Annotated in this window: 23 protein-coding genes; 15 read left to right on the forward strand and 8 right to left on the reverse strand. The window is 39.9% G+C overall.

The genetic code is table 11. The features are described from left to right. Window positions 1-6: 6 nt before the first annotated feature. Together BM386_RS08660 and BM386_RS08665 are read left to right on the forward strand one after the other, a co-directional pair. Window positions 7-1,047, forward strand: a complete 1,041-nt coding sequence (locus tag BM386_RS08660; protein WP_091692704.1) for an adenylate/guanylate cyclase domain-containing protein — start codon at window positions 7-9, stop codon at window positions 1,045-1,047. A 105-nt stretch (window positions 1,048-1,152) separates the two neighbouring features. Continuing rightward, window positions 1,153-2,097, forward strand: a complete 945-nt coding sequence (locus BM386_RS08665) for a radical SAM/SPASM domain-containing protein (RefSeq protein ID WP_244545481.1) — start codon at window positions 1,153-1,155, stop codon at window positions 2,095-2,097. A 14-nt stretch (window positions 2,098-2,111) separates the two neighbouring features. On the opposite strand, the gene BM386_RS08670 is transcribed toward BM386_RS08665, so the two are convergent. Both BM386_RS08670 and BM386_RS08675 read right to left on the reverse strand, forming a co-directional pair. Further along, the gene (locus BM386_RS08670; RefSeq protein WP_091692708.1) at window positions 2,112-2,414 is read right to left on the reverse strand and encodes a nucleotidyltransferase domain-containing protein; all 303 of its coding nucleotides are present in this window, start codon (window positions 2,412-2,414) and stop codon (window positions 2,112-2,114) included. Further along, window positions 2,407-2,886 (reverse strand): nucleotidyltransferase substrate binding protein, encoded by a 480-nt coding sequence (locus BM386_RS08675; RefSeq protein ID WP_091692709.1) that lies wholly within the window; start codon window positions 2,884-2,886, stop codon window positions 2,407-2,409. The genes BM386_RS08670 and BM386_RS08675 overlap by 8 nt, the downstream gene beginning before the upstream one ends. Before the next feature lie 290 nt (window positions 2,887-3,176). On the opposite strand from BM386_RS08675, the gene BM386_RS08680 reads away from it, so the two are divergent. From BM386_RS08680 to BM386_RS08690, 3 genes are read left to right on the forward strand one after another with little or no spacing between them, the layout of a single operon-like run. Further along, window positions 3,177-5,753 (forward strand): SLBB domain-containing protein, encoded by a 2,577-nt coding sequence (locus BM386_RS08680; RefSeq protein WP_091692711.1) that lies wholly within the window; start codon window positions 3,177-3,179, stop codon window positions 5,751-5,753. A gap of 2 nt (window positions 5,754-5,755) precedes the next feature. Next, a complete protein-coding gene (locus tag BM386_RS08685) occupies window positions 5,756-6,823 on the forward strand; it encodes an exopolysaccharide biosynthesis protein (RefSeq protein WP_091692713.1) in 1,068 nt (355 codons plus the stop codon). A 13-nt stretch (window positions 6,824-6,836) separates the two neighbouring features. Continuing rightward, complete coding sequence (locus tag BM386_RS08690) at window positions 6,837-8,111, forward strand: lipopolysaccharide biosynthesis protein (RefSeq protein WP_091692714.1); 1,275 nt, start codon at window positions 6,837-6,839, stop codon at window positions 8,109-8,111. A gap of 1 nt (window position 8,112) precedes the next feature. Here the strand turns inward: BM386_RS08690 and BM386_RS08695 are convergent, their stop codons facing one another. Further along, a complete protein-coding gene (locus BM386_RS08695; RefSeq protein WP_091692716.1) occupies window positions 8,113-9,267 on the reverse strand; it encodes a glycosyltransferase family 4 protein in 1,155 nt (384 codons plus the stop codon). A gap of 497 nt (window positions 9,268-9,764) precedes the next feature. On the opposite strand from BM386_RS08695, the gene BM386_RS08700 reads away from it, so the two are divergent. The 10 genes from BM386_RS08700 (at window position 9,765) to BM386_RS08745 (ending at window position 18,427) form a co-directional block, all read left to right on the forward strand. Beyond that, window positions 9,765-10,697: a glycosyltransferase family 2 protein gene (locus tag BM386_RS08700; protein ID WP_091692718.1), complete on the forward strand. Its 933-nt coding sequence runs from the start codon at window positions 9,765-9,767 to the stop codon at window positions 10,695-10,697. Further along, window positions 10,690-11,469, forward strand: coding sequence for a 2OG-Fe(II) oxygenase (locus BM386_RS08705; RefSeq protein WP_091692720.1), 780 nt, complete (start codon window positions 10,690-10,692; stop codon window positions 11,467-11,469). The genes BM386_RS08700 and BM386_RS08705 overlap by 8 nt, the downstream gene beginning before the upstream one ends. 123 nt (window positions 11,470-11,592) lie before the next feature. Further along, window positions 11,593-13,002 (forward strand): O-antigen ligase family protein, encoded by a 1,410-nt coding sequence (locus BM386_RS08710; protein ID WP_091692721.1) that lies wholly within the window; start codon window positions 11,593-11,595, stop codon window positions 13,000-13,002. Window positions 13,003-13,138: 136 nt separating this feature from the next. Further along, window positions 13,139-13,882: a class I SAM-dependent methyltransferase gene (locus BM386_RS08715; protein WP_244545482.1), complete on the forward strand. Its 744-nt coding sequence runs from the start codon at window positions 13,139-13,141 to the stop codon at window positions 13,880-13,882. A gap of 108 nt (window positions 13,883-13,990) precedes the next feature. Continuing rightward, window positions 13,991-14,197, forward strand: a complete 207-nt coding sequence (locus BM386_RS08720; protein ID WP_091692725.1) for an addiction module protein — start codon at window positions 13,991-13,993, stop codon at window positions 14,195-14,197. Continuing rightward, on the forward strand, window positions 14,187-14,372 hold the full coding sequence (locus tag BM386_RS08725; protein ID WP_091692727.1) for a hypothetical protein: 186 nt from the start codon (window positions 14,187-14,189) through the stop codon (window positions 14,370-14,372). The genes BM386_RS08720 and BM386_RS08725 overlap by 11 nt, the downstream gene beginning before the upstream one ends. A gap of 131 nt (window positions 14,373-14,503) precedes the next feature. After that, window positions 14,504-15,622: a glycosyltransferase family 4 protein gene (locus BM386_RS08730; protein WP_091692728.1), complete on the forward strand. Its 1,119-nt coding sequence runs from the start codon at window positions 14,504-14,506 to the stop codon at window positions 15,620-15,622. 14 nt (window positions 15,623-15,636) lie between these two features. Beyond that, a complete protein-coding gene (locus tag BM386_RS08735; protein WP_244545483.1) occupies window positions 15,637-16,785 on the forward strand; it encodes a glycosyltransferase family 4 protein in 1,149 nt (382 codons plus the stop codon). Continuing rightward, the gene (locus BM386_RS08740) at window positions 16,761-17,936 is read left to right on the forward strand and encodes a DUF1972 domain-containing protein (protein WP_170857063.1); all 1,176 of its coding nucleotides are present in this window, start codon (window positions 16,761-16,763) and stop codon (window positions 17,934-17,936) included. Before BM386_RS08735 ends, BM386_RS08740 begins: the two co-directional genes overlap by 25 nt. 80 nt (window positions 17,937-18,016) lie before the next feature. Further along, window positions 18,017-18,427: an OsmC family protein gene (locus BM386_RS08745; RefSeq protein WP_091692731.1), complete on the forward strand. Its 411-nt coding sequence runs from the start codon at window positions 18,017-18,019 to the stop codon at window positions 18,425-18,427. A 146-nt stretch (window positions 18,428-18,573) separates the two neighbouring features. Here BM386_RS08745 and rlmF read toward each other — a convergent pair whose 3' ends face one another. The 5 genes from rlmF to BM386_RS08770 all read right to left on the reverse strand — a co-directional run bounded on the left by rlmF (window position 18,574) and on the right by BM386_RS08770 (window position 22,459). Further along, window positions 18,574-19,527 (reverse strand): 23S rRNA (adenine(1618)-N(6))-methyltransferase RlmF, encoded by a 954-nt coding sequence (rlmF, locus tag BM386_RS08750; protein ID WP_244545484.1) that lies wholly within the window; start codon window positions 19,525-19,527, stop codon window positions 18,574-18,576. A gap of 1 nt (window position 19,528) precedes the next feature. Further along, window positions 19,529-20,260 (reverse strand): SIMPL domain-containing protein, encoded by a 732-nt coding sequence (locus tag BM386_RS08755; RefSeq protein WP_091692734.1) that lies wholly within the window; start codon window positions 20,258-20,260, stop codon window positions 19,529-19,531. Window positions 20,261-20,327: 67 nt separating this feature from the next. Continuing rightward, window positions 20,328-20,717 (reverse strand): helix-turn-helix domain-containing protein, encoded by a 390-nt coding sequence (locus tag BM386_RS08760; protein WP_091692909.1) that lies wholly within the window; start codon window positions 20,715-20,717, stop codon window positions 20,328-20,330. A 56-nt stretch (window positions 20,718-20,773) separates the two neighbouring features. Beyond that, on the reverse strand, window positions 20,774-20,911 hold the full coding sequence (locus BM386_RS24120) for a type II toxin-antitoxin system HicA family toxin (protein WP_091692736.1): 138 nt from the start codon (window positions 20,909-20,911) through the stop codon (window positions 20,774-20,776). Between the two features lie 66 nt (window positions 20,912-20,977). Then, the gene (locus BM386_RS08770) at window positions 20,978-22,459 is read right to left on the reverse strand and encodes a M14 family zinc carboxypeptidase (protein WP_091692738.1); all 1,482 of its coding nucleotides are present in this window, start codon (window positions 22,457-22,459) and stop codon (window positions 20,978-20,980) included. Window positions 22,460-22,532: the final 73 nt, after the last annotated feature.

The following is a 22,532-nucleotide window of genomic DNA, read 5'->3' on the forward strand; positions in this document are numbered from 1 at the left end:
TAAGCTATGTCTAAGATACTAGTAGTAGATGATGAGGCGGATTTAGAAGTCCTTATTACGCAGAAATTCAGGCGTAAGATCAGAGCTGGAGAATATGAATTTGTGTTTGCGCTGAATGGTCGCGAAGCATTGGATATCTTGCAGTTGCAGCCGGATATCGACATGATCCTTAGTGATATCAATATGCCGGAAATGGATGGATTGACTCTTTTGACGAAGGTCAAGGAACAAAACCCCTTACTCAAAGCGGTGATAATCTCTGCCTATGGAGATCTGGAAAATATCCGTACGGCTATGAACCGGGGCGCTTTTGATTTCATCACCAAGCCGGTTGATTTTCAGGATTTGGAAATCACCATAGAGAAGACTCTTCAGCATATCCATCAGATCAAATCAACCCTCACAGCGATGAGGGAAAATAATATTCTGAAAATGTATGTGGATGAAACTGTGCTCAATTTCATGGTTGGCAAAGAGTCTGAAACATCCCTGATGGAAAACGAAACCGTAGAGGCTACCGTGGCTTTTGTGGATTTGGTTGGTTTTACAAAAATTTCAGAAAATGAAGAGCCAAATGTCGTGGTGCCTTTACTGAATGAATACTTTGATCTGATGGTCCGTGAAATCATCGAGGAAAAAGGCGCTGTGGACAAATTCATTGGAGATGCCGTGATGGCTGTTTTCAAAGGGCCGGATCAGGTGGCAAGAGCGCTCAGAGCCTGCGTAGCGATCCGAGACAAAATGAATGCAATGCCCATGTATTCTGAAAAATCCAATTTTAGCCCGAAAGTCTCCATTGGACTCAATGCGGGTGAAATGGTGTCCGGAAATATCGGTTCGCAGTCTCTAAAAAGATTGGATTACACCGTCATTGGTGACGCTGTAAATATAGCCTCCCGACTTCAAAGTGCTGCTTCGCCTGGCCAAATATTGATTCTGGAAAAATGTACTGAAGGAATCAAAGAATTGTTTACGTTCAAAGATTTAGGAGAATTCACGCTAAAAAACAAAGCCAAACCAGTTTCAGTCTTAGAGGTGGTAAAATAAGGTAGCTCCATTGCTTCTTCCTCCAGCTATTCTTTACTTAGCCCTGTGAATACTAATTTCCTCATGGCCACTTCGTTCATACGATTTCTGACTTTTCAGAAACTAATGAATTATGCCCTTTTGGCCTTCTCTTTTCAGGTTTCAAGAATCGTAGGAAGACCTATTCTTTGGGGACAGCCTACCACACTTTCAATTGAACCCACCACCAGCTGTAATCTTAGATGTCCGGAATGTCCTTCTGGGCTGCGGGATTTTTCACGCCCGACAGGAATGTTGCAGGAAAAGCTTTTTAAGCAAACCATAGATCAAGTTCAAGATCATCTTACCTGGCTACATCTTTACTTTCAGGGCGAGCCATTTCTGAATCCCAGATTTTTGGAAATGGTAACTTATGCAGATTCCAAGGGCATTTTCACCTCCACCTCCACCAACGGGCATTACTTGCAGGAAAAACAAGTAGCTGAAATTCTTCAAAGTGGTTTGAAGCAGTTAATTGTTTCCATAGATGGGATCACGCAGGAGATTTATGAAAAATACCGAGTTGGAGGAAATCTGGAAAAGGTGCAGAAGGGTTTAAAATTACTTTTAGAAGAGCGGAAAAAGGCCAAACAAAACTTCCCACGAGTAGTCTTGCAGTTTTTAGTCACTGGACAAAATGAACATCAACTGCCCGAGCTGAAACGCTGGGCAAAAGAAATGCAGGTCGATGAACTTCAACTGAAAACTACGCAGATATACGACTTCGAAAATGGCTCCGGGCTAATCCCGTCCGACTTGGGCTATTCTAGGTATATCCCTGCGGGAAATGGCAAATGGAAACTCAAAAAACGCATAGAAAACAAATGTTGGCGCATGTGGCAAGGCGCTGTAGCTACTTGGGATGGTAAGATCGTCCCTTGCTGTTTTGACAAAGACGCTAAGTTTGTCATGGGTGAGTTGAAAGCCCAATCCTTAGCCTCCATTTGGACTTCCCTGCCCTACCAAAACTTCAGAAAACAACTTCTAAGCGACCGATCCCAGATCGAAATATGCAGGAATTGTACGGAGTGAGTGGTGCTGCATGATCATGAATAAAAAACTATTCCAACTCTATTTATATGGTCTATCAATTCCTTGTTTTCTATTTTGTGAAATAAAGAAAGGTCAATTTTCCAAGGGAGAAGTAGATCATCGAGTTTCTGCTCTATTTCGAATAATTCAGTAAGTGTCACGCTTTCTCCTACAATAGTGAGATCTATATCTGAGCCAACGCGAAAAGTATTTTTTGCTCTGGATCCATATAAAAGAACTGATTCAATTTGAGAATAGTCTTTGAATACAGCATTGATCGCGTTTATATCTGCATTATCAAGACCTATATTAATCATTGAAAATATCAGATTGAATTCCACCTTGTTTTGAATCCATGGTATTTTTAAAATCTAGAAATGCTAGATAGTATTCATTGATTACCATGCTGAAAATTTCATTTGCAACTTCCTCATTATAGGTATGGGAGGTCCTGTTCCTGCTACTTACCATATCCATCCACATTTTTCCATTAGCTATCAAACCTACTTTGTAGGCCTCCCGGATCGCATCTTTTGATCCATAAATTTCCGTAGCCCCGCTCTCCATCAAAAAATCCTTCATCACATTCCACGCAAGTTCATGCGTATATTCAAACCGCTGAATTAAACCTTCTTTGATAATATCGTCTCCAGCTTTGAACTTATTTTCATCAATTTCTCCATCTTCAAAAAAATCTGTTTTTATCCTTAAAACTGCCTCTTCCAGCTTTTGGAATGCTTTCTCATAATTTTTGAAGCGCTGTTTCCATCTTATATCTTGATTGCCCATGTAGTAAAGTTACAATGAAATCGATACGATTAAAATCATCATTAAACACACAGGGGAATGATTATTCAGGGCATTCCATATGACCGCTAAAAAACAATTATAAACAGATGAAATACAGTAAATTATATTGTTCGACGCTTTGATTCTACATTTGCTTTTATAATCATTTCAATACCGGAGCGTATAGTGATCTGTTTAGGTTTTTGGAACTATATTTGGTAGAATTAAGAAATTCATGGATTTTTAATCTCCATATTTGTTCTTGATTCACCTGGGACTTCCTTTTCTATATGATTTCAATTATACGATTCTCTTACTTTTTAGCATTTCTGGCCTTACTAGGGCTGATTATTCCTCAAACTTTTGCACAGGAAATAAACGATGCCAGTAAAATTCAAGTGGATGAACTTTCCGATGAGCAAGTTCAGGAGTTACTAGGTCGGGCAACTGACGCTGGACTTTCAAAATCAGAGTTTCTCAAAGCACTGGAACTTCAGGGCATGCCTCCTAGCGAGGTAGCCAAGATGAGAAAGAGAATCGCTGAAGGTGGAGATGAATCTGTCAGAAGTACCAAAATCTCAAAACGAGATGACCGTGAGCAGGCCGATCTGGATGAAATAGCCTTAGGTATGTTTCAATTTTCAGATGGGTCATTTAAAAAGCCGGACGGGAATGAAATCTTTGGGACATCTCTTTTTTACCAAAGAAACCGCCGATTAAGCTTCGAACCGAGTCTGAATCAGGCGACACCAAAAAGCTATGTATTAGGCCCTGGAGACCTGATTTATGTAGATATCTACGGTCAATCCGAGCAATATTATGAAGCTAAAGTAAATCCAGACGGATTCGTTCTCTTGGATAATATAGGGCCAGTGTCTGTGTCCGGGAAGTCCATAGAAGAAGCTACAGGAATCCTGAAAAACAGAATTGGAAAATATTACTCAGGACTTCTAGGTAGCAGCCCCAATACATTTCTTCAAGTGACTTTAGGAAATGTAGGCTCTATAAAAGTGAATATCCTTGGGGATGTTCGACTTCCTGGCACCTTTACGCTAAGTGCTTTTTCTACCGTATTCAATGCACTCTATGCCGCTGGTGGACCCAATGAAAATGGCTCCATGCGAAAAATCAAACTGGTAAGGAATAGCAAGCAAATCGCTGAAATCGATGTGTATGACTTGCTGATAAATGGAACTGCCCAACTAGACCTGAAACTTCAGGATCAGGATGTGATTCACGTGCCACCTTATCTTTCCCATGTGAAAATCAAAGGCGAGGTAAAACGCCCGATGGTCTTTGAGGTGCTGGAGGAGGATACTTTTTCTGATCTACTCAGCTACGCCGGAGGATTTACTGATGAAGCTTTCAAAGACCGTGTAGCTATTTCGAGGATTACAGGAAATCAGCGCTCTGTTTCGGATGTGTATCAGAATCAGTTTGACATGTTCATCCTGAAGGGTGGGGATGAAATCAGTGTTCAGCGCATTCTCGATCGCTATTCCAACCGGGTACAAATCAAAGGAGCGGTGTATAGAGAAGGCACTTTTGCTTTAGAAGAAGGGCTTACTTTGTCTCAATTAGTGAAAAATGCAGAAGGACTTCGCGGTGATGCCTACACCACCCAGGCAAGTATTTTGCGCACCAAAGCTGACCTGAGTACGGAAATGATCCAGGTGAACCTTCGCGGTGTATTGGATGGAACGGCTCCGGATGTTCCCCTCCAACGTGAAGATGTAGTGAGAATTGCCAGCATCTACGACATCAATAATGAGCAATATGTGCAGATCCTCGGTGAAGTGAAAAAGCCTGGTGTTTACCCCTATTCCAGCGAGATGAAAGTAGAAGATTTGATTGTGATGGCTGGAGGATTCCAGGAATCTGCCAATGCTCAGGATATAGAAATCGCCAGAAGACTGGAAGATTCGGACTTAGGCACTTTGGCGGATATCATTCCCACACAGGTAGATCCGGACTTGGGTTACAATCCAGATTCCCCTTCTCTAGTGCCATTTGATCAGGTGATCGTAAGGAAAAGAGCGAGTTTTACCATGCAGAAGTTAGTCGCGGTAGAAGGCCAGGTAAATTCTCCGGGAATCTTTGCTATCCAAAGCAGTGGCGAGCGAATCTCAGATTTGGTCAAGCGATCCGGTGGTTTGAATCAATTTGCTTATGCAAAAGGGGCAACCTTAATTCGAAGAACTGAATTTTTCAACACAGAATCTGAGCAACTTCGACGCCAGCGAAACCTGGAAGGCCTGAAAATGAAACTGGCTGAAGATCCGAGCAATTCGGAAGCTCAGGCAGAATTGCTACAACGCTTATTGACTGAATCTCCAGAAGCTGAATCTCCAGTAGATAATCAGTTGGCGCAAACCAAAAAAGAATCCTTGGATCAAATCGCTTCTGAAACACCTGGGTTCGCTGTGAAACTTAAGGAAACCGAGGCTGTTGCGATTGATTTGGAAGAAATACTACGAAATCCAGGATCCGAAGATGATATCCTCTTGGAAGAAGGGGATATTCTTTCTGTTCCTAAGTTATTTCAAACAGTGCGAATGCGTGGAGATGTGGTTTATCCTACGACACTAAGACATGAATCAGGTCGCAGTCTGAAGCATTATATTAATGGGGCTGGTGGATTTGAGCGCCGAGCCAACCGAAAGCAAACCTATGTGGTCTATGCCAACGGTGCAGTAAAGAGAACCAAGGGTTTTCTGGGAATTAGAAATTATCCTCCTGTAGAACCTGGTGCAGAAGTAATAGTCCCAACCAAAGGACCAAAAGTACCGCTGAGACTTGGAGAAATAGTGGGAATTACCACAGGATTAGCTACGCTTGGATTAGTCATTTCACAAATCAACTGGTAGTAATGGCAGGATCAAAGCATTTTACAGACAACCAATTTACGTTCAAGGAAGTCATTCAAAACTTCTCCAGCTGGATCTCTTATTTCATTTCCAAATGGAAAATCCTAGTCCTTGCAGGCTTACTTGGAATTGGGTTAGGGGCTTTGGTGTCAATTTTTAAAAAGCCTGTTTTTATCGCAACCACATCATTCGTACTCGAAGATGGGGATACGGGAGGAATGGGAGGAATGTCTGGATTAGCGTCATTGGTAGGTGTAAACCTAGGGTCCATGGGCGGAACCAGCGGACTTTTCCAAGGTGATAACATCATGGAACTGTACCGCTCAGAGCGTATGCTGAATGAAGCTTTATTAAGTCCTTTTGATGAGAACCAATTGCTGATCGATCGATTTATTGAATTTGAGAAAATCGATAAAAAATGGGCTTCCAAAGTGGATATAAAATCAATGGACTTTTCCATTGCAAGAGAAAATTTCACGGTTTCGCAGGATTCAGTAGTCAAAGAAGTCACGCAATTGGTACGTGAAAATCAGCTTTCCGTGGCCAAACCGGACAGGAAGCTGACCATAATCCAAGTGAGTGTTGCGTCTAAAGACGAGGCTTACGCCAAGGTTTTCAATGAAAGATTGGTAGAGAATGTCAATGAATTTTACAGGGAAACTAAGACCAAAAAAACCAGCGAAAACCTAGCTATTCTTCAGTCACAGGCAGATAGCGTAAGGAAAATATTAGACGCCAGTATCGGAGCTTTTGCATCAGCTACAGATCGCGTTCCTAATGCCAACCCATTACTTTCCTCAGCAACAATAGAAACCAAGAAGCGACAGATCGATGTGCAGGCTACGGGTGCGGTTTATGAGGAAGTGGTGAAGAATCTGGAAATCGCAAAAGTCAATCACCGTAACAATTCGCCACTGATTCAAATCATCGATTCCCCTAGATTGCCTCTAGACCGCTCAGATGTAAGTCTGGCAAAAGGCATAGTCTATGGCTTGGTGATCATGATGCTGCTTTCTTTAGGTTGGTTGTATTTCCGAAGGCTTTTTCAAAAACATGTTCAGGAAAGCTAAAAAATAAGCTGGCATGCTAGAAAAAATAAGGCATTTCAAGCTTAGCTATTTATATCGGAATAATTCGGTTCAAAATTTTCTCTATTTAGGGCTAATTCAGGGTACTAATGTTCTGATTTCCATTATTTCAGTACCATTAATTATTCAACGTGTTGGCGTGGACCAATTTGGCTTGGTCAGTTTAGCACTTTCGGTTATTACTTCGCTGAATATTGTGGTGGGCTTCGGCTATAATTTTAGTGGACCAAGAGAGGCATCTATCCACCGTCACGATTCAGTCAAGCTTTCGAATCATTTTTCATTAGTTCTGTATAGCAAACTGTGTATAGTGCTGCTATTACTAGTAGGCATCTTTTTTCTTATTCAGCTTACGAGTGCCTTTGAAGAGTATAGGGTTATTCTGGCTTTCTCAACCATAATCCTAATAGCTGAGGCCATTCAGTTGGTTTGGTTTTTTCAAGGGATAGAAAAGACAAAAATCGCCAGTATTGTCAATGTGTTAAGCAAACTTTGTTACCTACTGGCGATCATGTATTTTATCGATGCCCCAGATAAATCAAAGTATGTGAATTTTATATGGGGGACGATTGCACTTGGTTTTAATCTCGGTTTAGTTTTTTTCTGTTTACGGCAGTTCCAGATACACTTCGGGAAGCCAAATTTCAGGCATATTATAAAATCAGTAAGGGAAAATGCTAAGCTGTTTTTCTATAATTTGATTTCCCACGTTACGGTAAGTGGTGGGATCATTATCTTAAGTTTTTTCGAAGGATCTGCTCAATTGGGGATGTATGGACTAGTCGAGAAGGTAATTATCACACTTAGGTTTTTTCCTTCTTTGGTGGTGTCCGCCACCTTTCCAAAAGCTTCTCATCTTTTTGTCCATCATAGAGAAAGGTTCATCCCGTTTCTTATGAAAATTTCGTTGATCGGCATTACTGTGACAGGACTGATTTCAATTACTGCTTATTTATTCTCTCCTGAGATTGTCAGGTTTTTGGCAAAAAGCCACTTGCCAGACTCCATTTTATACCTGAAAATCCTGTGTTTTATACCTTTTCTATCCTCTATCAATATTTTTAACATGATGTATTTTTTAACAAAAGACCTACAGCAGCTATTAATTAAATCTTCTGTGATTAATAGCATATTCATGCTAACTACAGCAGCCATACTTACTGCCATGTATGGCACGATTGGGTTATGCATGGCCTTAATATGCTCTGAAATATTTACAGCCATTACCTGCACTATATTTAGAATCGGTCACTCTAAACGTGTGAATTAAATTATAGGGAGGGATCAGCCAGCATTTGAATTATGCTGGTTATTTTATCTCCCCATTTTTCCCAGCTTAGTTCATTTTCGTATTTCTTCAGTGCACTCGTTGACATTTCTTCATATCTCATAGGATCTCTGATCAAAAACTCCGAATAATCCAAAAAGTCATTGATACTATGGGCTAAAAAGCCATTCACCCCATGCTCCACCTGACTGGATATGCCGCCGGTGTGTGTGGCAATAACTGGAATACCAAAAGCTGCCGCTTCATTGAGAACTATTGGAGTACAGTCTGCTTCTGTGGGCAATAGCATCAAGTGCGTCTGCATCATGATGTAATGAAGTGCTTCGCGATCAGCCTCATTATTCTTATCCAAAAAAGGAATTATCGTGATATCCCTATCCTCAAGGTCTGGGTTACAGCCACAGATGGTCAATGATACGGGATAGCCTTTTTCTTTAAGGAAATTATAAACTGTAACTGCTTTTGCCCCACCCTTTCTATGCCAGTCAACGCCAAGAAACAGGATGTTGAAACCCGAAGATCTCTTTTTCGCAAGCTGGTTCATTTCTCTGTGGGGAACCATGTTGGCTCCGAATTTCGCTATAAATATTTCGATCCTTGATTTTTGGTAATAATCGCTTACGAAATCTGCTGCCCATGCTGACGAATATACACACGCAGTGGCTACTTGAATTGCTTTTTTTTCGATTTGGTTTGATTCTCTCTTAGATCTTTCAGAAAAAACCTTGTACTCTTCGTAATAATCACTAATCTGGGCAAAAGAAGAATCTGAATAATAACATATTGGAATTACGGTTTTTATAAAGGCAATTTCAGTGGAAGCGGCTGGCGCAAATATGACATCAACTCTTGACTTTTTTAATCGTTTATTTATGACTTGAGCGTAATAGCGACTAAGTATTGAAGAGCGTAATTTGTCATATTCTTTATTAAAAACTGCTCTATGAAATACAGCAATGCATTCTAGCCACACCCGAATTAGTAAAGGACGCGCAATGGGAGCTATTACTTCTACATGTTCAAATCTGGCTTCAAGTTCTTTGAGCATGTAGGAATAGATTCCTGACCACGACTTTTTGTCATCAGGATCTTGAGAAGTGATGAATGCCAGAGATATTGAATTCTTTTTTCTGATCACATTTAGTGAAGTATAGTGATGTTGATTTATAAAAAGAGCATCAAAAAAATAAAGGAGTTAAATTCTGTTTGTACTTAATTTGGGAACTGTTTATTCCGGGGGTTGAGCTATTGTGCTACAATTCCGGCTAATTTACCGTTATTTTTTTTTAAATGATTAGCTCATTCAGCTCTGATTAAACTACGTTAACTTTTACTTGCCTGAATTAACGGCAACAGGATATAAAAGGAGGCATAATGGTTTAGTTCTCCACAGCTAGGTGAATACTGCACGTTAGACTTGAATACTCTTTTTCTGTCTAGCTTCGTTCAAAAAAGGTAGCCTTCCCGATATCTTCAAAATTACCTTTAGTATCAGGTAAGCCCCAATCAAAAATTTAATCTAAACTTTGACCTGATAAATACCATGAGCCTTAATTTTTGGGATGTATCTTTGGCTTTAGATTGGAGTTCAGCATCGCTATCTTCATTGGTTTTTAGACTACCTAATAAATTGAAATGAGTACCCGTTCGTATCCTTCAGTAGCAGTTGTACTGATTAATTGGAAAAATTATGCTGATTCCAAAAAATGTTTGATCTCATTGCAAGCATGTAGTTATCCAAATTTTAAAGTTGTGATGATTGACAATTTTTCCGAGGATGGATCAGGTGAAAGACTTCAACATGAATTCGGGGAGTTTGCACATTTCATATTTACTGACAAGAATCTTGGCTTTTCTGGAGGGAACAATGTGGGATTTCGATATGCGCTTCAGGAAAAGTTTGACTATATCATGGAGCTGAACAACGATACAGAGATGGAGCCGGATTTTTTAGAAAATTTAGTGTGGTCTATAGATGATAGGCCAGAATTTGGAGCAGCTCAACCTTTGATTTTTTACAATGGTAATAGAAGAAATGTAATTTGGAATGCAGGTGGAAAGCTTATTCCAGCATTGGGGCTTTCGCTAACAAAAAAGGAAGGAAAAACTGATCTAAGTGATGTAATAGCCTCAGAAACCGAGTGGACCACCGGATGTGCTACACTTATAAAATCTGAGGTACTGCGTCAAACAGGACTTCTGAAAGAATTCTTCTTTTTCGGCTCCTTTGAAGATGTGGATCTCTCCATGCGTATCCGTGAACAAGGCTACAAATTATGGTTCGAACCAAGCGCCGTGGTTTATCATTCCGTGGGGAGTTCCTCCAGCTCAAAGACCAAAGGTAAAGAAGGTTTTCTAAACCCAATTGTGCATTATTTGGCTCAGCGAAACCAAATAATATTCATCAAACATCACACTAAAAATATTTTTATACCTTTAGCCGTCACAGTCCAATTTGGAAAAATGATTCTTTATACTGCGTATTTTTTAGGCAGATGGAGGCTACAAAAATTGCGGATGGTCTGGAAGGGGTTTGTGGATGGGCTAATAAAAACGTACCATGATTAAAATAGAGGAGATAAAAAATAGAGTTGGGGAGTTTCACGCAGCTGAACCTTTTCCACATTTAGTTATTGACGATTTTGTGGATAAAGAATTCGCAATTTCCCTTTCTGCGGAGTTTCCGGTGATTGATGACAGTAGTCTCTTTACTTATTCCAATCCTTTAGAAAAAAAGTCTGCACTAAATGACTGGAATAAATTCCCCGAGTTTACCTATAAATTTTTTAAACACCTGTGTTCTGAGGCTTTTGTAAATCAGCTAGGTACCCTATTGGGAATCAAATTATATCCTGATTTTGGGCTGCATGGAGGTGGGTGGCATATGCATCCTGATGGGGGTAAGCTTAATCCACATTTGGACTATAACATCCATCCTAAACTTGGATTACAACGGAGGATCAATTTAATCATATACCTGTCTGAAGATTGGAAACCTGAATTTGGAGGGCATTTTGGTCTATGGAGTAACGACCCTGAAAGTAATCGTCCCCTAGAGTTAAGAAAAGAAGTTGAAGTGAGGTTCAATCGAGCCGTGATTTTCGACACTACCTATAAGTCTTGGCATGGATTGAGCCGGCAGGTAAGTAGTGGAGGCACCAACATTCGTAAATCTCTGGCTATCTATTATTTATGTGACCCGCCGGTAAATGCTGAAAACAGGCAGCGCGCACTGTACGCTCCTACCGAAGATCAATTATCTAACCCTGATATAGAAGAATTTATCCGAAAAAGAGCTGATAATCAGCTTTATAAAGATCATTATATTACCAAAATTTGATTTGGATCTGTTCGAATAATATGGAAAATTGTTTGATTAATCAGTGATTGACCCTCCGGGTTGATTAATTTGCTTATCAGCCTAGTCATCTTTTTCTTTCGCTGATCTAATTTTGGAAGCTCAATGTCTTTACTATTTTTCCTTTTGATCACAATCGCTGTAGCTGCCGGATTCCTTTGGGCGACTAGGAAAATGGTATTTGAAGGAAACTGGGACTATTTTATTTTTTTTCTACTCGGATATCTTCCTATTTATATAACATGTCTGAGCCTTGTTTATCTGGTTACCCGCTCTCCAGAAGCAGTGTTAGTATTCCAATCGCTAAAAGAGCTAATTGTGTTAATCGCTGCATTTGCCTTTGTGATCTTCCAGCGAAAACCATTTGACTATGCTTTACGGCTTCAGACTACTGACTGGTTAATGATATTCTTTTTGGGGTTAACAGTGCTATTTCTTGTTTTGCCGATAGGACTTGCCAGTTTTACCAATAAGCTATTGTATTTCAAGGGCATGATAATTCCTGGTTTAATATATTTCTTGGGTAGAAATTCAAGAATGACCGAGATCGACCTTACCTATGTTTTTCAGTTTCTTTTTGTGATTACGATTGCTGCTTTTTTGGTAAATGTGTTTGAAGGGATCATCCTTGACACGCATTTACAGCAGTTCACCGGATACGCACTTTTTAATTTAGAAATCAGTGGTCTCGAGCCTGCTGGCCATTATGGGCTGACTTGGACATTTGAATCTACCAATGCTATGAAGCGCTTCGCAAGCTTCTTTGCAAATCCTTTGGAACTCGCCAGTTCTGTATTAATGGGTTTTTCAGCCGGATTGATCTGGTTTTTGACTTCCAAGAGAGGCATGAATTGGTTTTACATTTTCATTATGTTTTGTTCTATTGGTAGTTTAATATTTGCATCTTCCAGGGCAGCTTTTGCCGCATTTTTTATCATGATTATTTTTATTGCCATTGTCTTTAGGCTATTTAAGCTTATAGGGTTTGGAATCTTCTTCTTTCTCCTTTTTACAGCATATGTTCTTTTCTTTGCATCTGACGATCTATTATTTTATGTAATAGACACCCTAAAAATGCAAGACACGTCAAGTGTGGGTCATGTCGTTGAGTGGGCTCTTGCCTTTGACTCTATGCTCAGCAATCCACTGGGAATCGGGCTGGCTATGAGTGGAAATTTCGGAAGTGTTACAGATGAATTACGGGTAGGAGGAGAAAATCAGTTCTTGATCTATGGAGTCCAATTGGGTTGGCTGGGGATGTTATTATATATAAGTATGTTGATCTCTGGGATACGAGAATCCATTATTGTTTTTAAAACCTCAGATAATCTAAACATTGCAAGAATTGCATTCGTGGCAGGGACTGTAAAGGTGGGTTTACTACTCCCTATGTTCACCGCCAATGTTGAAATCTATGCATTCGTTTCTTGGATTTCGTGGTGGATGATTGGGCTTAGCGTAAGGGAATATTCTCGGATAAAATTGGAAACCAATAGAAATGGATTAAAAATTTAATTGTATGATTTTATATAGAAAATGTCCGATTTGTGGTTCAGAAAATCTTAAGGGGTACGCAATAGACACATATAGAAAAGGCCCACATATCTCGCGAGTCCAGTGTTTACATTGTGAATTGGTATTTGCCAACCCAATGGCAGATAGTCAAGAATTAGCTGACTATTACACCAATTATTATGACAAGGATCACTATTTAGCTTTTGACTATAAAAATCATATTCTAAATCACTTTGAAAGAATAAGTACTTTAAATCCTGCACAGATAAAAAGTGAATCAAGATGTCTTAATAAGTTAGTGCCGGATGGTAGATTCTTAGACATCGGTTGCGGTTTGGGACTTGGATTAGCCTATGCTCAACAATTAAACTGTGAATTATATTCGACTGAATTTGATACCGGGGCCTTGGAATTTGTAAAAAGTAATTTTCCTGTAGAAACTTATCAGGGTGATATCTGGGAGGCAAAATACCCTGATTCATTTTTCGATTTTATCCATATCTCACATGTGATAGAGCATGTGCTAGATCCGAAAGCCTATATCGAGGAGATGAAGCGGATAGTAAAGCCCGGGGGATATATTGCGATTGGGACACCAAATATGTCAAGTAATCTTTATCGCTTTCATCGCTGGGCTAAAATGCTAAATATGAACGTCCCAGACGTGATTGATGGTCTCGAGCATACATTTATTTTCCCTAAAAAATTACTTCGTAAAATTTGTGAAGAGCAAGAGTTGAAGATAGATGATCATTATACACACAATTTAGGAGAGACATTTAGTAACTTACTTCGTTACAAGATGCCTGTCAGCAAAAAAATAAACAGACTTATTCAAAACGCTTTTCAGGTAAATCAGTGGACTGTGTGTAGGAAATAGTACCTGATATTCGACCTGTGAAAACTAGTGATTCACCGAGTTACGCTTAACTTTGATAAAATAAAATTTCTGAATACCCTCGTGTTCACAAAACATAATTGACTGATTATGAAAGAAATTACCTTAAGAATTCCAGAAGAAAAGTTAGAATTCATAATGGAGTTGATCAAACAGCTCGATTTAGAAGTGGCAGGATCTAATGAGATACCCGAAGAGCATAAAGAAATAGTACGCCAAAGAATTCAGAATTCAGATTCTTCAAAATTACTTTCTTGGGCAGAGGTGAGAAAAGATTTAAAATATAATGGCTTTTGAAGTCCTATTGGAACCCTCTGCCAAAGAAGATATCCAGCAAGCTTTATATTTTTATGAAGAAAAGAGAGAGGGGTTAGGCAAGAAATTTGAGCTGGAACTTCAACACTATTTCCAACTTTTGGAAACCAATCCTTTTTCCAAATCAGATATGACTCAGTTCGCTGCTTGCCTCTGAAGAAATTTCCTTTTATGATTCACTACACATTAAGCGAGGAATATAGAAAGGTGGTGATTAGAGGCATATTTCATACTGCTAGAGATCCTCAAGATTGGAAATTTCGCTAAACTGACAGAATAACCCACCACATGAAAGTCCTCCTCGATCTACAATACCTCAATGTCGCCACAACAGGCATCAAAACCTATATGATGGAGCTGGCGCATGCAGCGCTGGCTTATCCACACCCGGACATTGAGTGGGTTTTTTCGCATGATCCTGAGGAGCAAAGTGCGGATCAGACATTCAAAGGCCCGCAGACTAAAATCCATCGTCTCAATTACCACATGGACTACTTTCGGTGGAAAGAATTTCAACTTCCAGATCTGATCAAAAAACATCAGCCCGATGTGTTGATCTGTGCGGATTTTGTCTCCCCCGCAGCTTCTTTGCCCTGCCGCAGACTCACTGTAATCCACGATGCATTCTTTTGGCAAATGCCTCAAAACTATCCCAAATGGTGGAGAACCTACTTTTTAAGCTTGATAAGAAAAGGGTTGAAAGAAGACACAGAAATCATCACCACGACGGAATATTCCCGTAAATCCCTTTACAAATACCTGAAGAAGATATACCCGATGACTGTCATTCATCAGGCACCTAAAAAGTTGGCCAATGGTGTCGATCCCTCATTTTTGGAAAATCACGGCTTAAAGAGCCAACAATATTTTTTACATATTGGCACCTTTGACAAAAGAAAAAATCTGCCGCTACTTGTCCGCTCATTTGCCGATTTTCTCAAAAAGACAGACTCCAATTTCAAATTGGTTTTGGCGGGAGGAGCAGGTCAAAGCACCCAGATGAACGATAAGCCTGTCGTAAATGAGCTTGTAGCAGAACTTCATCTTCAGGATAAAGTGATATTGCCTGGATACGTCAGCGATGCGCAAGTCAGATCATTGTATGAAAATGGATTTGGATATGTTTTCCCTTCCGAAAATGAAGGATTTGGCATTCCCATCGTAGAAGCGATGGCTTTTGGCTTGCCTGTAATACATTCAGATCAGCCTGCCCTAATGGAAGTAGCGGGTCAAGCAGGTCTAGCTGTCAAAACAGGAGACCAGCAGGATTTGACTGAAAAAATGATACTTTTGAGCAGCGAAAACAGCCGGCTTGAAACGATGATTGAAAAAGGAAAAGAGCAATCCAAGAAGTTTTCGTCAAAGAATTTTATTGAAGGGTTTCAAACTGTAATCCTCAAAAATTAACACTAACGATCCAATTGACTGTACTTTTTCTTAATAGTTCTTCAGATCTATACGGTTCCTCCAGGATTCTGATAGAAGTAGTAAAAACTTACAAAGAGGCAGGTCTCGTCCCTGTGGTGGTGATGTCCGAGCCGGGACCGCTACAATCTCATTTTTTGGAACTGGGAATCACCGTGAAAATCCAGAATCTAGGAATATTGCGCAGGAAGTACGTAAACTTCTCAGGGCTCATAAACAGATTAAGAAAAAATGTCGAATCCCTACGTTTTCTCGACAAACTTCATGATGAATATCAATTTGAGCTAGTGTATTCCAATACATTGGCAGTATTGGCTGGAGCACATTGGGCCAAGAGAAACAAGGTTCCTCACATTTGGCATATTCATGAAATACTACTTGGCCCGAAGCCTTTGGTGAGCCTATTGAGAAGGCTCCTGGACAACACCACTCCAGCTCCCATTGTAGTTTCTGAAGCTGTGAGAAACCACTGGTCAACGCGTTTAGAAAAATCCAAACCAGTCGTAATCCACAATGCTATTTTATACGATCATTTTCTTTCGCCAGAGATAAAAACTCCTTTAAATCTGGAATTAGCAGCTAATAAGGTAATTATCACCATGGTGGGTAGAATTAATCCGGGAAAAGGGCAACTTTTCTTTTTGGAGATGGCTAAAATGATTTCAGCATCCTATCCTCACTGTCACTTTTTGCTCGTAGGAGATCCATATCCTGGGTATGAGAATTTGGAAGTGGAAATGAAACATTTTATCACTGAAAATAGACTTGAAAACTCCGTCACAAATCTTGGTTTTCGAAAAGATATAGCCTCAATTTTAAAAGCAACAGATATTTTTGTCCTGCCTTCAATTTTACCAGATTCATTTCCTACGGTTATTCTGGAAGCTATGGCAGCTGCCTGCCCAGTGATCGCGACCCGATCAGGGGGTGCATCGGAAATGGTGGTTGATGGCAAAACAGGCTATTTAATCCCAATTAACGATCTCGATAAGGGTGTAAATGCGTTAATTAAGTTAATTTTGGATCAGGAACTTAGAGAGCAGTTTGGAAGTGCTGGTAGAAACCGTGTTTTGAAGGAGTTCAGTTTGGATAATTTTAGAAAAAACATTGAAAACCATCTATGGCAGCAGCTAAAAAGAAATTGAAAGTAGCCATAATGGGGGCAAAAGGATATCCCTATGTCTATGGTGGATATGACACCATGGTCAAAGAACTTGGGGAGCGACTCGTAGCCAAAGGAGTTCACGTACGGGTTTATAACCACAAAGCCCTTTTTCAAGAGAAACCTAAATTTGTAAATGGTATAGAATGCATTTACATAGGAGCGATTGAATCTAAAATCGGCACTCAACTTTCACATACTTTCTTTTCCATGATGCATGCCTGTTTTTCAGATGTGGATGTGATTTTCGTAGTCAATAGCGCGAATGGACCTATTGGTTGGTTTTCCAGACTTTTTAGGAAAAAGACAGTGATCAATGTAGATGGCTTGGAATGGCTCAGACCCAAGTGGAAAGGTATGGGATCCAAGTATTTCTTCTGGGCATCAAAAATGGCGACGAAATACTACGATCAGCTGATCAACGATTCTGATGAAATGCAGCGGGTTTATAAGGAATTATTCAATGCCGACTCGAAAGTCATCGCTTATGGCGCAAATCCTAAGGCAGATGTACCAGCAGACCCAATTGAGAAGTGGGGAATCAAATCACAAGAATATTTCTTGATCGTAGGCAGACTTATTCCTGATAACAATGCGGACCTCATTATTGATGGGTTTCTAAAATCAGATTCCACACGAAAACTGGTGGTTGTAGGTGACGTTCCTTTTAATGACGAATATGCTAATGTCTTGAAAAATATTGAGGATGAAAGACTTTTGTTTTTGGGATATATCACTGATCAGAATGAATTGGCAGCCTGGTATTCTCATTGCTATGCCTATTTTCATGGGCACGAGTACGGCGGCACGAATCCAGCTATGCTGAAAGCCCTTGGCTTTGGCTGTGCGATCCTAGCACTGGACACGCCATTCAATCAGGAAATGCTTCAAAATGGAAAACACGGATGGTATTTCAAGAAATCAGCAGCCTCCGTTCAGGACATCGTAGAGGCAGCAGAAAGCAGTAAAGAGCGTATGGCATATTTCCGCAGCACTGCCCGGGAGGGACTTATTCAGCGATACAATTGGGACTATGTGACTGACCAGTATTTGGAAGTATTCCAGAACCTGGCGCGAAAAAAAGTGTCAACTCACCCACCGGAAAAACCAAAATTTGAAAAAGTGGAGAACTGAGAATTACCCTTCCTTAGGTGAACTTTCAATGCTGTTTCCTACTTTCATAGATATAATTTTTAACCCTAAATAGTTTAACCATGATCAGAAAAGCAACTGCCGTATGGCAAGGAACAGGTAAAGATGGCAAAGGTACTTTGACTACGCCAAGCACAGTTTTAGACAAAACTCAATACTCATTTGGATCCAGATTTGAAAGTGGAGTAGGTACAAATCCTGAAGAATTGATCGCAGCGGCACACTCAGGCTGCTTCGCTATGAAATTGAGCTTCAACTTGCAAGAGGCTGGCTTTACAGCAACTGAACTGGATGTGACAGCTAACATCACATTTGAAGAAGGAACACTTAAGAAGTCTCACTTAGTCCTAAAAGCAAAAGTCGATGGAATCGCTCAGGATAAATTCGATGAGCTAGTGAAAGACGCCGAGGAAAACTGCCCAATTTCCAGAGTTTTGGATTTGGAAATCAGTGTGGAAAGCACGCTAAATTAAGAGCCAAGAAGCTAGAATCAAGAGTTTAGATTTTGGTATCAAGTATCAAGTATTAAGACTTAAGACAAAGGAACGGCGCTTGGAAGGATTTCAAGCGCCGTACTTATTTCTTGAATTTCAAATTGCCAAACCTCTAATTTCAAATTCTAGCTCCATCTCCTTTTCCTCCAGTTTTCCTGCTGTTCGGAATTCAGAAAAGTCCAGGCGATAAATCTGGTTTTCTTGTTTCCGTGCGTCATCTGGATGATTTTACGATCAGAAACCCGTGCTTTTTTCAAGGCTAAAACCAGCTCCTTCAAATGCTCCTCTTTGGAAACTAAGGAGGTAAACCAAAAACAATTGAACTTGAAAGTAACACTTTCTCGGATCATCTTGTGTATAAAAGCAAGTTCGCCGCCTTCGCACCAAAGCTCGTTGCTTTGACCTCCGAAGTTCAAGGTGATTTTCTTGTCCACTTTTCCTTTTAGGTTTTTGACTTTTCTGGTACTTCCTGCCAAGGCCGCTTCTTGGGATTCATGAAATGGAGGGTTACAAATCACCAAATCAAACACATCGTCAGACTTGACGATTCCAGTAAGAATTTCTTTGGAGTTTTCCTGTAGCCTTAACGTAACTTTTCCTCTGAATTGAGGATTGGAATAAAGATTATCTTGGGCAGCATCAAGCGCCTTTGGGTCGATTTCCGACCCGATAAAATTCCATTTGTAAACTGTACTTCCAAGTAGGGGATAGATGCAGTTTGCACCAACACCAATGTCTAAGGCATTTATCTTTTCACCAGTTGGTAGTTTTCCAGCATTACTTTCTGAAAGCAAATCTGCCAAATAATGAAGGTAATCTGCTCTGCCAGGAATAGGCGGGCAAAGAAATCCAGCTGGAATATCCCATTCAGAAATATGATAGAAATGTTTCAGCAAAGCCCGGTTGAGTTCTTTGACCGCTTTAGGATCAGCGAAATCAATACTGAGATCACCATACTTATTTTCTGACACAAACTTGCCTAAATCAGGCAGAGTGCTGATTAAACTTGGGAAATCGTAACGCTCTCGATGGAGGTTATTGGGGTGAAGGTCAGTTTTTACTTGTTTGGTTTCTTTCACTTTAATCAACTTCAAAGATAAGCTTCATGGTAATCGAAGCCGTTTTGTTTTTGTCTGCGGTGTTAAATGTTCCGCCCCAAGAATAGTCTTCTCCTGAGTTTTGTCCGGTGATCTGAAAGATACCCATATTTGCTGAGATCAGATCGCCGAGATCTCCTTTGGAGTTTTCGGCGATGCGCTCCGCACGAATTCTAGCATCTTCGGTGGCTTTGGCGATCATTTCCAGCTTAAGAGATTCCAGTTCGGTGTAGTAATATCGAGGCTGCTGGGAATAAAAGGCTATTCCTTGATTTAGCAATTCGGTGATTTCCCGCGAGATTTTCTCTACTTTTTCTACCTCCGTAGATTCGATTTTCAAGGATTGATTGAGCGTGTATCCATCAAAAGTTTGGCCTAAGTAACGCCCATCATTAGAGTAATTCTGCTGGTATTTTGGGTTAGTATTCACCGCATTAAAAATCAATTTCTCGGCTGGAATTCCTTTAGAAATTAAATAGTCTGAAACGAGTTTTCTGTCTTTTTCCAGATCGGCGTACGCTGACTTTAGATCAAAACTTTCCCTGCTGAAATTCCCTTCCCACACGACCAAGTCAGAAGTGAAATTGCTCTCTCCCAAGCCCGTGACATTGATTGTGCCCTGAGGTCGGTTTCTGTTGATAATAGCATTTCCCAGTACGATAGATGCAATTATGATCGCTACTGCGAAAAGAATGGCGGAAAAATTCTTGTTCATGATTTTAAAAATTAAGTCTTCAAGCTAGGTAACAAATAACCCGCCAAGTAGCGGGTTTTAAGGATGTTTAACCATGTATTAAATTAATTTCTGAAAGTTCCTTCCCAATCTGATGAATCCCAGATAGAATTTTCTGAGTTTGTTTATCAGAAGGTTTTTTTTGCCCTTGTACATATTGAGAAAGAAGTGTCGGATTCATGCCTATTTTTTCAGCTAAAAATTTAGAATTCAACACTTTATAGTATTGAAAGAATTGTTGAAAATCAATTTCAAATTTCAAATACTCTGCCTGAAAACCTATGTTTTCTTCCTCAAAATAGAAATTGACTGCTTCCAATGCATTGTGAAGTAATTCCGGAATAGTAGCTCCAGTTGTGAAAATTGCATAAGACTCTGAAAAAGCTGAAAAACCAGTGTCAGTCTTTTCCAAAATCATTTTAAGTTTTTGTGTCTTCATCATCGTTCATTTAGCAATTCCCGCATCTTTCTTAATCTTTTTCTCAAGACCTTTACCTACCTCTTTACTTCCATGGTTTGAAAAAATATGATCCCCATTTTAGTAGCATGTTTCATTTTAAGATGGGATCCTTTCTGCGAAACCGAAAACCAGCCATCTTTCTCAAGTAACCTCAAAAGTTCAGAACTCTTCATATAACATTGCTACTAAAAAATGATTCCGAAAGGTAAACAATAATTTACCTTTCGGAAAATAATAAATCAATTAACTCGCTGCTTAAACTCCTGATCTTTGGGATTATCCAAATCAATAAGATAGCCATTCACCACCGCGTATTTTCTAACTCCATCCTTCTCCAAAAAGAAATTTGTGCTTTCTCCCGTTTTCCAACCTGAGGAGAATGATTCGGTACTATTCAGCACCAAAATCGGAAGCTGATGAAAGTCGCCTTTAGCTCCATTCTTTACTTTCACTGCCAAATATCCCTGTTTCAAAAGCTCCATTGCCTTTGCCTCATTTATCGAATTCATGGATTCAAAGGCTGTTTCATAGACTTTTCCCTCCTCATATTTCAACCCAGAAGCATCAAATTCCTCCAAGCCAAAGTAAACCTGTAAGTCACCCAAATCATCCACCGAAGCTGAAATATAGAAGGTGGTGTCCGAAGTGATATCTCTTCTTCTGATGCCCAGGTCAACCGGATAATATTTTCCATTGACAGGTACTTGCACCTCATTAAGTAGCAAATCTACCAGTTGCAAGTCGTTATTAGGAATAGCAAAATATTCCTCCGTAGTGTATTGTTCGTAGCTTCTGGTTGCGATCTGTTCTAGCGCATTAAGAATAATCATAAAATTGAGCTGACGGATGTACTGCTTTTCCGGATCATTAGGATATCCTCCCGACTCGATCAAAATCGTGCTTGTCCCCCACTTGGTAATATTATCTCCGAAAGCTCTAGGCTCAAAAGCATCATTATATTTCCCAACATGACCTGGCACCACTTGCTGCAAAATCTCATTCATACCCACGATAGTCTGCATAGCTCTAGTTCGCACATCATTCACATCAGTTGCATAATTATATGCTGGTGCCAAAACTGAAATCGTTGCTTGCTTGGGTGATCCGGTGGTATTATAATAAGTTTGCTGATCGTGCAGATTGAAGCCAAATTCAGGTTCGAAATCATCTCTAGCTCCTTTTAAGATAATTGCTTCTGGAGAAATTTGGGAAATCGCATCGCGGTTCAAATCTATGTCCAGAGCATTTCTGCGTTTGAATTCTTCTGCTCCATCCGGGTTGATCATAGGGATAAATTTGAGATCCAGATTTGATCTCAAAAGATCCCGAAGTCCATCAAACTCGTCTCCGCTGGCTTCCAAAAAGTTGAACAAATCGAAAAGAGACATGGTGGCTGTACTTTCGTTTCCGTGCATTTGTGACCAAAGCATCACTTTCGTCTTTCCATCTCCCCAATCCAAGCTGGAAATACTTCTGCCTTCTACCGATTCACCCAATTTAGAAATCTCAAAAGAATCTGAATGCTTTTGAATCAACGGTTGCAAGTCAGCATGCTTAAATCTTCTATGGATGATCGCAGCTTCCTTATATTTAGAATAGGCTGCTTCGAGCGTTTCAACAGAAGTTGAGGTTGACGTGAGTATGGTTGCCGTTTTACAACTAAATGTAAAAACTAAAAACAGCAAAAACAGGCTAATTGATAGGTTAGGATTGACTTTCATATATATTTCTATTTACCTTGAATAAAATGTAAATCTATCTATCATTCAAGCAAAAAACAGGTTAATTTTGCTT

Origin of the sequence: Algoriphagus locisalis, assembly GCF_900116615.1 — a bacterium.
Taxonomy (GTDB): Bacteria; Bacteroidota; Bacteroidia; order Cytophagales; family Cyclobacteriaceae; genus Algoriphagus; species Algoriphagus locisalis.